Annotated in this window: 7 protein-coding genes and 1 other annotated feature; all 7 genes read right to left on the minus strand. The window is 42.8% G+C overall.

All coding sequences use genetic code 11. The annotated features are described in order from the left end of the window. Positions 1 to 295 precede the first annotated feature (295 nt). Positions 296 to 7,180, minus strand: a complete 6,885-nt coding sequence (locus BAU14_RS09965; RefSeq protein ID WP_161899956.1) for a Cna B-type domain-containing protein — start codon at positions 7,178 to 7,180, stop codon at positions 296 to 298. A 587-nt stretch (positions 7,181 to 7,767) separates the two neighbouring features. After that, positions 7,768 to 8,619, minus strand: coding sequence for a transporter substrate-binding domain-containing protein (locus BAU14_RS09970; protein ID WP_161899957.1), 852 nt, complete (start codon positions 8,617 to 8,619; stop codon positions 7,768 to 7,770). 17 nt (positions 8,620 to 8,636) lie between these two features. After that, positions 8,637 to 9,380: an amino acid ABC transporter ATP-binding protein gene (locus tag BAU14_RS09975; RefSeq protein ID WP_161899958.1), complete on the minus strand. Its 744-nt coding sequence runs from the start codon at positions 9,378 to 9,380 to the stop codon at positions 8,637 to 8,639. Between the two features lie 2 nt (positions 9,381 to 9,382). Continuing rightward, entirely contained in the window at positions 9,383 to 10,054 is a 672-nt protein-coding gene (locus BAU14_RS09980) for an amino acid ABC transporter permease (RefSeq protein ID WP_161899959.1), read from the minus strand. Continuing rightward, complete coding sequence (locus BAU14_RS09985) at positions 10,026 to 10,694, minus strand: amino acid ABC transporter permease (protein ID WP_161899960.1); 669 nt, start codon at positions 10,692 to 10,694, stop codon at positions 10,026 to 10,028. Before BAU14_RS09985 ends, BAU14_RS09980 begins: the two co-directional genes overlap by 29 nt. A gap of 183 nt (positions 10,695 to 10,877) precedes the next feature. Continuing rightward, positions 10,878 to 11,114, minus strand: a binding site (T-box leader). 289 nt (positions 11,115 to 11,403) lie between these two features. Beyond that, positions 11,404 to 12,354 carry a D-2-hydroxyacid dehydrogenase gene (locus BAU14_RS09990; protein ID WP_161899961.1) on the minus strand — a complete coding sequence of 317 codons (951 nt, stop codon included), beginning with the start codon at positions 12,352 to 12,354 and terminating at the stop codon, positions 11,404 to 11,406. A 31-nt stretch (positions 12,355 to 12,385) separates the two neighbouring features. Beyond that, positions 12,386 to 13,801, minus strand: a complete 1,416-nt coding sequence (gene gndA / locus BAU14_RS09995) for an NADP-dependent phosphogluconate dehydrogenase (protein ID WP_161899962.1) — start codon at positions 13,799 to 13,801, stop codon at positions 12,386 to 12,388. Between the last annotated feature and the right edge of the window lie 3 nt (positions 13,802 to 13,804).

Here is a 13,804-nt window from a genome sequence, read left to right on the forward strand (position 1 = left end):
ACAGCTTATGTTTAACCACAATTAACAATAAAGTATATGAATGAGGAAAATTTGTGACACTCTTTATGCCTTAGTCCAAAAAGAGAACATCCCCAAAAAAGTGAATGACACTGACTTAGCTTGATGAAATCAAGGAAAGTCTACATTTGAAATTTTTAGCAATGAAAAGCCGACGATCTTCCAATAGTTTTAATGGAAGGTCGTCGGCTTTTGGGATCTCACATTTGGTAGTGTTCGTGTCAGAGGACGGTGACTCAACTTATTGGCATCGCTCCGTTTCTAATACTTCTTAGCGTTATTGAGAATTCTTTTTGCGTTTAACCATTTTCAAGCAAATAGCCAAACTCACCAATATAATACCGGTAAGCAGCAGCCAATTGCTGTTTGCTTCACCTGTTTTAGGTAAGGTCAAACGTCCTTTCTTACCTGCCGGCGTGTGGGTATTGGTAATATTGAATCCATCAACTGTTGCCTGGTAACCATTTGGAATACTTTCTTCAATCACTGTATACTGATACTTCTGACCGTTTTGATCATAAGTAGGCAACTTCCCGAAAGAGTAGCGCCAACCACTTGTCTCACTTGCTTCCGTTCGCTGGATAATCTTATTATTTTGTAGTAGCGCCACTGTGATTTTAGTTGGTCGCAGTCCATCTACATCTTGTTGATCCTTCCAGGTCTTTTCTCCAGAAATTTCGGTGGTGACCAGTGTGTTGATTAGGCTCATTCCGTCTGCTGATACTTGGTAGTTTTTAGGGGGATTCACTTCTTTAACAGAATAGCTATATTCTTTACCTGCACCGTCCATTTTTGGCAGATCGGTAAAGCGATATTTCCACCCACCATTTTGCCCTTTACTTACCTCTTGAAGATAGTCTGTACCTAATGATTTTCCGTTTTGATACAGTTGCACATAAATGCTTTCTGGTCGGGAAGCAAACCGATTTTCTTCATCCTGCCAAGTCTTTTCTCCGGTAACCTCTGTCGTTACCAGTCGATTTACCATGATTGTTCCAGATTCCTGACCCGCATAATTAGGCATAATTTCTTGCCCGCTTTCGTCTGTACGGGTCTCGTGAACCAAGTATTCATACTCGGTACCTTGGATATCAAATTTTGGCAAATTCGTAAAAGTGTACTGCCATTGGCTGTCTGATATAGCTGTAGTTTCATCAATCACCTTTTTGACTGGTTCACCTTTTTCGTTGAGAAATGGTTTTTCTTCAGCGGTCCCCACTTTGTAATAAAGTGAAAACTCAATAGACTGCGGTCGGGAACCAAAATCGTTTCCGTTATCCTGCCATTGCTTGATAACAGGCACGTCTGTCACCAGCAAACTGTTTTTGACCGTTAAGGCTGAAAGCTGGTCTTGTTGGTAATTATTTGTGGTGGTGAGTTCTTTAACAGAATAAATGTAATCGTGCCCTAACTTATCTTTTCGAGGCAGATTTTCAAATGTCACCTGCCAGTTTTCAGCAGTAGAACCAGCGGGGATTTTCCGGGTGTAGTCCGTCCCGAGATTGTCTGCCATAAGTGCTGGTTTTTCTCCTTGGATATTTCGATAAAGTGCCAGCGTAATTTCAGGACGATTGCTACTTGAGTTTCCTTTGTCATCCCACTGTTTGTTAATTGTAATATCCGTAGTCAATAACTCATTAACAATCGTCAGATCCGATCCATCAGTTTCATAACCTGGCGTTTGAGAATAATTTTCTTGTATATTGACCTCTTCAACCTTGTAATGCATCTTATTGCCTTCTTGGTCGTATTCAGGCAATCCGGCGATGGTCAGCGGTTCAAAGTTAGGACCGGCAATATCGAAAATTCCGGAATGGTTTGTCGGTGTTCCAAAAGCTTTAGCCATTGCTTCAGACTCACCTTCGTGCCAAGCATATAACTGAAAGGCGATTCGATCCGGGCGACTGTCAAAGCGATTGTCAAAATCTGACCAGGACTTTTTGACTGTTATTGAAACCGTCGCTAGATTATTGGTGAACAGACTAGTTGCCCCTTGGGCTGCTTCTTCAAGCTGTTGGCTATCTCCTTGTTTCCCGCCATTTGGAATATAGACATTTGTTAAACCAGATAGATTTTCTTTCACACCATACTGGATTAAGTTACCTGACTTGTCATATTTCGGTAATTCTTTAAACGTCCCCTTCCAGGTAGTCGAAGACCCCTTCAGATGAATGGTTTTATCGCTATGGAAGACTTCTGCAAAACTCTTCCATTTGCCACCTTCTTTCACCATCAAGGTAAAATCAAGCGCACTTGGTCGAGTGCCGTAATAGTTATCAGAATCTGACCAATATTTGTTAATCGCAATTGAGGTTGTTTCCATTTTATTATAAAGGTTTTGCCCATCTTTTGACTCTGGTGTAAAGCCCGGCACATCAATTTCTTGTACCTTATAGGTCAAGCTGTCACCACTGCCGTTATACTTCGGTAGATTGTCAAAGTGGTACTTCCATCCTTCAGTGGCGGTAGCTGAATAGCTGAGCTCCTGTCCATCTCGGAAGAAAGGTTGCCAAGAAGCTCCCTGATCCTCACTGTAAAGTAACTGAATGGTAACGGCATCTGGAATCACGTCGAATGTTTCTGCTAAAGGATCCCAGGTTTTTTCTCCTGAAAGAGAAGTTGTCTCCAGTTGGTTGATGAGGTCATAAGGATTGTCCCCATACTTTGTCGTATAGCCATCCACCTTGTCAATTACCTTGTAAACATAGTCTTTTCCATCTTTTTGATTCACTTTTGGTAAATCTGTAAACGAATATTTCCAATTTTCGGCTGCAGTTGTGATGACTTCTTTATAAACTGTGTCATTTTGCAGTAAAGTAACTTTTAAACTGGCAGGCAAAACTAACGCAGCATCGTTTCCAGCCAATGCCCACGTCTTCTCACCCTTGATATCTAAGGTAAGCAAGTTGTTTGTCACTTTGAGCGGATTAGCAGGGGAATACTCGACAGCAGGTTCGCCATAGACAACTTTCCCGTCTGCTACTACACGAATATTTTCTAGTTTAAAACTACCTGAATAGCCAGTCGGATTTGTTGTTTCTGTAATGGTGTACACTTTATTTGCTTCCAGATCAAAAGAGACCATCCCATCTTGTCCAGAAGTCTTTATCACGTCATTTTTTGGATTACCATCACTTAACGTAAAACTTGCTCCAGCTAAATTATGACCGTCTTGATCGACTTTTTGAAGCTGTATACGGCCCTTATTCAATTGATTTTCGATAGTGATTTCCGTCGTTTCACCAGGTGCAACTGTGCTCTGAGTGTCTACTTCAGTCCAATGATATCCGTCAGGAGCACTAATTTCTTTGAGCAAATATTTTCCCGGAATCAAGTTTGTGATCGACAAAGTACCCTCTGCATCCGTCGTGAAGGTGTGTGCTTCTCCTTCACCGATTGCTTGTCCGAGACCATTCGTTGTGACTTGCGTCGTTGCATCTGCATAATAAAGTTTGAATGTGGCATTTGCCAACACTTTATTGGTATCTTCTGCTGCTACTTTTGTTAAATGAAGCGAGCCTAGTCGCTGATTGACTACTTTCATGATCTGACCGGCCTTAGGATCAGAGCTCTCGTCGATAGTTACCACGATTCCTTTTTTCAGCTCGTCACTAATATAGTACCCATTTGCCGGGGTCTCTTCGATAAGGGTATAGTCATCAAATGTTAGGTTGTCAAAAGTCGCCTCTCCCTTTTTATCGGTTTGACAAGTGGCTACCAATTTACCATCAGATACTGGACCACGATACAATGCCAAAACAGCATCTGATATTGCTTCGCCACTATCTTGGTCGACTTTTTTTATCAATAAGGAACGTACTTCACCTTGCGCCGTCCCGCCGGCATCTGGTACTTTGACAACCAACTCTTCACTGTCTGAGCCAGACTCTTTGTCGATATTATCCCCAGTGATTGTAGCTGTATTTTTTACTGGAACGTTCTCACCAGGATTTCCAACAAAATTGATTTTGCTATCATAGGTCACCCTATAGTGCTCACTGATATTGCCAAAATCAATTTCAAATTGCTGTTCAGCAAAAGTCGTTTTAAACTTGTCCGTGACATCGTTTCCTTCACTATCACTAATTTTCAATGTCGAAGGAATAACTTTGACATTCACCCACTTGCTGTCCACCAGCTTGACGTTTTTCAATGTCAGTTTTCCCGGGTTTACCTCAATAGCGTAATGAACCGTGGATAGGTCTTGCTTGCTATCATAATTATCCGTTTTGCTTACATAATCGGCATTTTTGGTGTAATCCACACTGGCAGATACTTGCAATTTTTTATTGAGATCGTCTTGGTATGTTGCTGTGTTCTTGGCGCTTCCCACTGCAATTTCGCCATTTTCCGTTGCAACAGTTGTAGTAAATACAAACTCGTAAGCTGCTGTTGATCCTTTTGGAAAACCAGTGACTACTATTTTACCCGCTTCTTCCAAAACAGAAAATCCTGTTGCTTGGGTCTGACCATCTTCTTTGTAAACTTTTCCGTCCCCATTGTAGGTTTGACCGGCTGGAATCGGATCTGTTAGCTTCGCTTGATCACCTAAAGGAATATGACTCGTGTTGAGTTTGATTCGCCAAGTAACAGTATTATTTATGGCGTTAAACTCGCCCCCTTTGCTTCCTTGCACTTGCGCCCGCTGATCTCCCGGTGTCTTAAAACTGCTGTCATCACCGCTAGACCACGTCTTATCTCCTTGGGTAAAGTTATAGGCAGCATCATTTGAAACATTCAGGTCCCACTTATTCTTGTCATATATGCTTTGGAAACGAATTACAAACTCACTTGCCGTTTTCTTATCATAAGCGAGGGTGAATCCCGTATCCGTTATTTCAGTCAACGTATATGTTGCGGGGTCTACTTCTTTTTCTACACCCTTCACGATTTCAAAAAGATGAACATCAGTCGGCTTTTTGCTCCATGTCGAATTTTTTAGTTTATCTGTAAGCTGCCATTTGTCTAAGGTTGCATGTTCTGAATTTATCTTAATCGTCCAATTCACGATGCCGTCATTTTTATCTGAAGAAATGACGCCTCCAGCATTTTGTCCTTTGTCATTTTCTTTGACTATGCCAGATTTAGGCTGCTCAACATTGTTTTCGCCATGGGAGTCATTCCCGTTCCAAGAGATACTATTGGTATATTGGTGTGCATCCCCCTTAGCAGAAGTAAACAGTGTCAAATCAAAGCTGTCAGCAATCCCTTCTGGAAATTCTAATCGGTAAGAACCATCTGAATTTTTGCTGACTTTGATTGTTTTACCCGCATTTTTACCATTTTTGGTGAATTCTGCTTGGAGTATGTCCTGTAGTTCACTGACTGAAAGTTCACGGCCATTTTGATCAGTCATAATCTGTCCCTGCCCAATTTTGTCGATGAAAGTCGTACCTCCAGGAATGTCAATTCCCGATTTTGTAAACGTAATCTGCCAAGAAGCAACTCCATCTTTTATCCCAGTCCCACTCTTTTTAATTACACTTGACGACCCAAAAGTAGCACTAGCTGAAGCATCCACTTCTTTTGTTTCTTCTGAAGTTAGGTTTGCTTTATTTGTAACTGTCGCACTGAGATCTTCGGGATTCACGGCACTTTCGTATTGATCCAAATCAATGGCCGTATCAAAAGACACCTTATATGCTTTTTTAGTCGGAGACGGAAATTTGAATACCGGATTGCCATCACTATCAAAGCTCGGGGTAAGGGTAATGGCCTTTCCTGGTTCAATCAGCTTTCCTGTCGCTAAATCCACATCATATTCCATCACTGTTAGATTACCTTTATAGGTGGCACCTTTTGGTAAGTAGTCAGTCAGTTGACCATTAGTCATTGTATTTGCTGTTTGGTTGGCAATTATTTCCCAACGAACCATGGCCTTGTTGTCGACAATTTCATCGTTCTTAGACTGAGAAACGACTTTTTTAGAGATAGCTTTTGTATTTGGAACGACGATGTTAGGCGTCTCATGATCACTTCCATCAACAAAGGGAACATCGATTTCTGTGTCGCCGGGTCCATCAATTTTATTCTTATCTACTTTTCCGGCGACATTCAATTTCCCTTTAATTCCGGAATTTTTTTCAACTTCATCAGTAAACGTAATTCTCACGCTACCATCTTTGTTAATGACAAAGGTTCCGTAAACACGCCCTTCACTATCAGTCAGTGATCCAGTAAGCTGTTCGGCGTTAATAACGAATTTGTCAGGAAGTTTAAAATCAAAATAGTCGCCAGCTTGGATATGTTTTCGCAGCTCTTCTGGCAAACTCCATTCATATTGCAAAAGCAGATTATCATCTACTTGGATATCCATCCCGTCAATGGGCTGACCATCCTTTGTCAACTCCTCCTCACTAAAAATTGTCTTGCCTTCCTCGGAGTCAAACAAGGCTTCTGCTCCTGGCAATTCAGTAATGTCTCGACCTTCAGCTTTTGCAATTACTTCAGAAGCCGGCGCAACTGAATCTGCTAACTCACTTGAACCAGTTTCCCCTTCCTGTTCTCTTTTATCCTCAGAAACACGGGTCTTTGGGCTCTCAGGAGATTTTGATGCGTCCGTTGCTTGTTCCTGTTTTTCAGAAATGGCAGTCGTTTTTGACTCCTCTGTTATCAATTCTTTTGTTGTTTCCGTTGTTGACTTGGAGGATGTTTGCACGTTTGCAGACGAAATCACTACCTTCACCGGATTTTGATCCGCTAATAAATTGACTTGTTCTCCTTGGTCATTTTTTTGCCATATAGCTGAAGAGATATTTACTTCTTCAACTAATTTAGTTTTAAAGTGAACCACTTGCTTCGTCAGCGCTTCGAAAGTCGGCTGTTTTTGTGTTAACCAGCCATCTTTGACTTCGTAGTTGCCATCTTCTATTTGAAGAGCTTGAATCGGAACGGTTTCACCAGCAGATACTAATTTCATTCCGAACTGAGTCGGTGTCGTTTGTGCTGTTTTTGTCACTGTATACTGCCAATCAATCTCTTTTTCATCGGTATTCACTTCATAGCGCAATGCCGTGGCTCCATAATCATTGTGAATAAGCGCGATACTTTCCAGAGCTGTCTTAGTTGCCGCAATCGCAGTGATCCCAGTAAATAGATTCTGGATAAATGGAATCATCAATAGAATTACCGATAAAATAGAAATGCTTTTCTTATTTTTCACCTTAATTCATCCCCTCTTTGTTTTGAACCAACAGTTTTCATCATAAAACGCTCTCCTCTCATCTTGTTCTTTTTTAGAAAGTAAAAAAGATGCCACTGCTCCCATTGACCCAAATAGCCAAGATGAGACTAGCATCTTATGAAAACCTGCTACATATCATATATATCGCGATTTCAACAATTGTTTTTATCGGAAATTTGCATGTTTAACTAAAAAAAGTATAAAAAAACAGCCCCGAGAAAATTGTAGCTTTCTCGGGGCCAACTCAATCTGTACAAGCCAGGAAAAGGCTGTCTCCTGACTTTCTAGATAGCCTTACAACACAAAAGAAACCCCTAATCCATAACACGACAAAACCACTTACTATTCAAAGGAAATAGCAAAATTATCATCTTCTATTTGCTTCTCTGCTTTGTTTCATTAAAAGCAGTTGAATTAGCTTCCTACAAAAAAACAGAGCCCTCCACTCTCACAAGTGGCAGCTCTGATTTTTATTATTAACTGGACTCTTTTTTTCACCACAGTGGTTATTTCAGCCTGTATTTCAGCCATCATAAGCCAGCTATTCATTAAGCATTTGTTAGTTACTATTTGGTAATAATGACGTCTGAGGCCTTGATATCTGCTCCAAAAAACGGCTTCAACGTCGCGTCATAGGCTGTTTCAAAGAAATTGGCATCGGAAAGTTTATCAAGGTCTTCATTGACCCATTTCAAAAGTGTCTCATTGCCTTTTTTCACTGCAGGATTGATGGTAGAGACTTCGCCGATTTCTTTGATTCCCACTTCATAGTCAGGATTTTCTTTGACCCAAGCATACAAGTAGGTGTTGTCATCTGCCAATGCTGCCCCTCGACCATCTGTCAGCGCTTGGAACTGCTGGCTTTTAGATTCGTATTTTTCCAGCTGGACGTCAGGATATTCCTTAGTAAAGTAGGTTTCAGCAGTCGTTCCTTTGGTCACGATCAGCTCTTTTCCTGACAAGGCATCTGGAGAAGTGATAGCCGCTTTTTTCAAAGAGACCACGCCGATGCCGACTTTCATATAAGGATTAGCAAAATCCACGACTTTTTCTCGCTCGGGTGTTTTAGTGAAGTTGGCCAACACGAGGTCAACCTTGTTAGATTTCAAAGCGTCTACTCGTTCTTCGGCGTTGACGACCACAAATTCAACTTTATTTTCATCTCCCAGCAGATCTTTGGCCAACTGCTTAGCCAAGTACACATCATAGCCTTGGTTTTCACCTTTTTCATCCAAGTATCCGTATGGGGAAAGGTCTCCAAAAACAGCAACTTTCAGCTTGTCCCGTTTCTTGATAGCAGTCACAGACGACGCTTCTTCTTGATTGCTTTTGGTGGCTTTGGCAGTACTTGACCCACAGCCTGCCAAACTTCCGATGGTGAGGATAGACAAAATACTCAACAATACCTTTTTCTTCATATTCATTCGCTCCCTTTTTATAAGTTTGTATAGTCAAGACTTTGGAGAAAGTCTCGCGCCCGTTTGGTTTGTGGCCCGGAAAAAAAGGCCGGTGTTGCTGAATTTTCGATAATTTTGCCTTCTGCCATAAACAGAACGCGATCGCTCACTTGCTGAGCAAATGACATCTCGTGGGTTACGATTAAAAGTGTTTTATCTGTTTTTGCCAGCTCCAAAATGACTTCTAATACTTCTCGCACCATTTCTGGATCTAAAGAAGCTGTTACTTCATCAAAAAGCATCAGACGGGGCTTCATGCAAAGACTGCGTATGATTGCGACCCGCTGTTTTTGACCGCCGGAAAGTTGGCGGGGATAATCCTGTGCCCGTTCTTTCAGACCAACTCGTGCCAGCCAGTCTAGCGCCTCTCGTTCAACTTCCTTTGGCTCTCGTTTTTGTACTTTTACTGGTCCCAGCAGGAGATTTTCCAACACTGTTTTGTTCGGAAAAAGATCATAGCTTTGAAAAACCATTCCGATTTCCTGCCGTAGCTGTTGCCAATTCTTTTCGCTTCGTTCAATCTTGTTTCCATCAAAAAACAGTTCACCAGAAGCAATCGTTTCTAGCCCATTCAAGCAGCGAAGCAAGGTACTCTTACCACTGCCGGAAGGACCCAGCAATGCCACGACTTCCCCTTCCTCGATGGCTAGATCCACTTCAGAAAGAATCACCTTATTGCCAATTTTTTTTGTGATGCCCTTGCCAGACATGATTTCTGCCATGGTCAGCCCTCCTCTTTTTCTAACCGTTGCGCCAACCAACTCAGTGGGTAACACAGCATAAAATATAAGATAAAAATGACACCATAAATCCACAGACTAACCGTCGGAATTGTAACCGTGTAATGTTCAATGATTTGAGTACCTACTCGAATCAGCTCTGCCACGCCAATCATCATCAATAAACTAGTAGTTTTGATCACCCGGGTCACTAGATTTAACGTCATGGGAATAATCTGCTTTAGCCCTTGGGGTAGCAAAATATAGCGGTACAGCTGTCCTCGAGAAAACCCTAGTGAACGCCCACTCTCGACTTGAGAAAGACTGACCGATTGAATGCCGCTGCGAACGAGGTCACTCATTTCCGCTGATATCCATAGAACGAAGACCAAAAGGGAGACGACTTCTTTTGAAATCGAGCCTCCGGTAACTTCCGGCAAGATGTAATAGAAAACAAAGAGCAACACCAGCAATGGCACAATTCGAAAAATTTCCAGATAGATTTTGAGAAGCCCTTTAACCACGGAATTATTCCCTGTTCGGAGGATTCCCAGAAAAACACCTAGCAGCAGTCCAATCACAAGCGAAATTGCTGACAACTTGATTACTTCTACCAACGCCAGTAGCAAGCGCTGAAGATTGTTTCCTTCAAAGAGTATCCTGATTCCCTGTGGCATGGCGGACCCTCCTTTCCCACAAATGCAGCGGTAAAATCAGCGGCAGCAAGATTACGCCATAGCTGACCACTAGCAAAAAGAGAAACTCCCGCGTCATGTAGTACATGCCAATAAGATCTTTTGCAGTATTGGTCAAATCCATGATAGAGATGGCGCTAAAAACCGAGGTTTCTTTCAATAAAAAGATGGCGTTGGCACCTAAACTAGGAATTGCTAAGGGAAGTCCTTGCGGTAAAATCACTTGGCTAGCCAGTTGCCAGCGGGAAAATCCCAGAGACTTTCCCGCCTCCACTTGAACTTTAGGAACTTGTTGAAAACTCCCGCGAAAAGCTTCTGCCATATATGAACCACCTAAAAAGGTGAGTCCAATAACGGCAGCGGTGGTTTTCTCCAAAGAAATTCCGATTTTTGGCAGACCGTAATACAGAAAAAACAGTTGGATCAATAATGGCGTGTTGCGGGAAAGCTCGGTGTAAATAGTGCCCAGCCTAGCCAAAATCGGGAGTTGGAAAAAGCGGCTGACGGCTACGAAAAAGCCTACCACTAAGGATAGGAAAATCCCCGCCACTCCTAAACTAACCGTAAGAACTAATGCTTTTCCAAACAGTGGTATCTGTTGGAAAATGAGTTGAAAATCCATGTTCGACTTCCTTTCTAAGCTGGCATTTGTCTATAGCCCGCCGTCTTTTTAAAACTAGATGAGTACCGACTTCTTGTGCATCCAACATCCAACTAGCTTTTTTAATAGTAGTTTTAGGCAATTGACCTAACCTATCTAGCCAGTCCCCTTGCAAAAAAACTATAAAAAAAAGACCCCCTTATCTAAAAGGGCGATCTGGTCGCGGTACCACCTTTGTTTGCCGCAAATACTGCAGCCTTTGTGCCGAACTATGCGACAACTTCTAGGGATAACGGCCCTTCCGCTTTTCGCTCAAGCAACGTGCTCTTACGAAAAAATGCTCCCAGACCATCTTCCAAGAAATGCCTTTGTTTTCTTTCAGCATACGAAAACTCTCTGTTAAAAGGCTATCTCTTGTACTCATCTGTTCCCTGCGATTGCTATTTGGATTGTGAAGTTATTATATAATCCAAGTATTTTAAAAGCAACGCTCTGGGGGATTGGTGTTTTTTATCGCTGGTGATAGTTTTTGCCTATCATTAAGTTCTGTCAAAAAATCAGCGCAACATCTAAAAGAAATAAAACTGATTTTCCTAATTTCTCCTTCGATAATAACGCAGCCCCTCTTTTTCTTCGGATATAAAAAACACCGAACAACTGCTCTAGAAACGAGCGATTGTTCGATGTTCCTTGGTTTCATTTTGAAAAAGCACTGCTACCACACCGCTTACTAACTGTCGCGACGAATCACGTTTTGGAGTGCTGCTGGTTCGGTGAAAAATGCTTTGAGATTTCCTGCTGCGATTTCCAAGAAGAGTTCCTTGGTCTTATCCAAGTGAAAACCACCAGCTACGTGGGGTGTCAGGACTAAATTGTGTACATCCCAATAAGGGGAATCCTTAGGCAATGGCTCTGGATCAATCACATCCAAGGCAGCCATAAAGTCACTGTTTTTTTCCATATGGGCAATCAAAGCTGGGGTATCCACCAAATCGCCTCGACCCACATTGATCAAAATCAAATCAGCCTTGGCTTGATTCAAAAGTGAGGTGTCTACCAAGTGATGGGTTTCTGCAGTTGCAGGAGCACAAAGGATGAGAACATCCAGATCAGCTACCGTTTCACCAATAGTTGCCATGGGACGAACTTCGGCAACTGCTTCTAGTTGAATTTCAGAGTCGATATCATAGCCAATCACTGTCGCCCCTAAGCTGTAAAAACGAGTAGCGACGTTGCGTCCGATGTCTCCTAATCCCACTACTCCGACACGGGAACCAAAAACCGATTTTACTCGGCCTTCTCTGGCCCAATCGTGGGACAGCTGATCTCGCAAATACAGATGCAGTTTGCGCATAAGCATTAGACACAAAGACAAGGCATGTTCAGAAACCGTCAAGCCATAGGTGCCTCGCGCATTTGAAAGAATAGTTTGTGGCGGCAAAACTCCCGGCTGCAAATATTCATCGTAACCGGCACTATTCAACTGCAGCCACTTCAAATTCGTCAACTGATCTGAAAGCAGGCCCACTGGCGGATTACCGATAATGATCGTTGCCTCTGCCAGCTGTTCTTTCGTTACACTAGTCTTATCAGTGAAGGTGAAGTGGGCTTGCGGAAATCGTTGCTGGAAGTCAAGCTGCTGGTCTTCATCAATACCGAGTAAAAAGAGAATATTTTCCATAGTTACCTCCAATTTTTTGATGATGGATTATTTACTCAGTATACCAGTTATAGTGGAAAATACCTTCCCGATCGGTTCGCTGATAGGTGTGTGCTCCAAAATAATCCCGTTGAGCTTGAATCAGATTGGCCGGTAATTGTGGGGCACGGTAAGAATCGAAATAAGCAATGGCACTGGAGAAAGTCGGCACCGGAATACCCGCTTGAACAGCTAGGGCAACCACATCTCGCAAGGACTGCTGATAGTTGGCGGTGATTTGACTGAAATAATCATCTAATAATAGATTTTCCAGATCCGGTGTCGTTTCATAAGCTTCCGTGATTTTTTGCAAAAAACGTGCCCGAATGATACAACCGGCCCGCCAGATTTTGGCAATCTCTCCAGGCGCCAGTTCCCAACCATAGTCCTTCGAAGCGGTACGTAGTTGAGCAAAACCCTGAGCATAACTCATAATTTTTGAAAAATACAACGCTTGGCGGATTTTTTCAATCAATTCTTGTCGGTCCCCTTCATAGCCTTTCGGTGTCGGGCCTGTCAGCTGAGTGGCAGCATTCACTCGTTCCTCTTTGTAGGCAGAAATAAAGCGGGCAAAAACAGATTCTGTAATCAACGGCAGTGGCACTCCTAAATCCAAAGCCGACTGGCTGGTCCATTTGCCAGTGCCTTTGTTACCAGCGGCATCCAAAATCAGCTCAACAATTGGTTTACCAGTGCCTAAATCGTCTTTTCGAGTCAAGATGTCAGCGGTAATTTCAATCAGATAGCTGTCCAGTTCCCCTTGATTCCACTCGTTGAAAATCGGAGCCATTTCAGCTGCCGATAAGCCTAAAATTCGTTGCAGCAGGTCGTAAGATTCAGCAATCAACTGCATGTCGCCATATTCGATACCATTGTGGACCATTTTGACGTAATGTCCTGCCCCATCAGGACCGATATACGTGACACACGGACACCCGTCTTCGGCTTTAGCAGCAATCTGCTCCAAAATTGGCGCTACTAGTTCGTAGGCCGCTTTTTGTCCGCCAGGCATAATCGACGGTCCCTTCAACGCACCTTCCTCGCCGCCGGATACGCCGGTACCGATGAAATTGATGCCCGAATCTGCCAGCTCTTCACTGCGGCGAATGGTATCTTGGAAAAAAGTATTGCCGCCATCGATTAAGATATCTCCTTTATCGAGATAAGGCAGCAGTTCCTTAATCGTGGCATCAGTAGCAGGTCCCGCCTTGACCATCAGCAGAATCCGCCGCGGTTTTTCAACAGACTGAACAAAATCTGAGATACTGTATGTTGCTTTGAAACGTTTGTCCGGATGCTCTGCGATGACTTCCTCGGTTTTTTCGTTACTGCGGTTGTACAATGCCACTGAGTAGCCGCGGCTTTCAATATTCAAGGCCAGATTTTTCCCCATTACGGCCATCCCTACGACACCAATTTGTTGTTCCATTTT

This window comes from Candidatus Enterococcus leclercqii, assembly GCF_009933135.1.
GTDB classification, from domain to species: Bacteria; Bacillota; Bacilli; order Lactobacillales; family Enterococcaceae; genus Enterococcus_C; species Enterococcus_C leclercqii.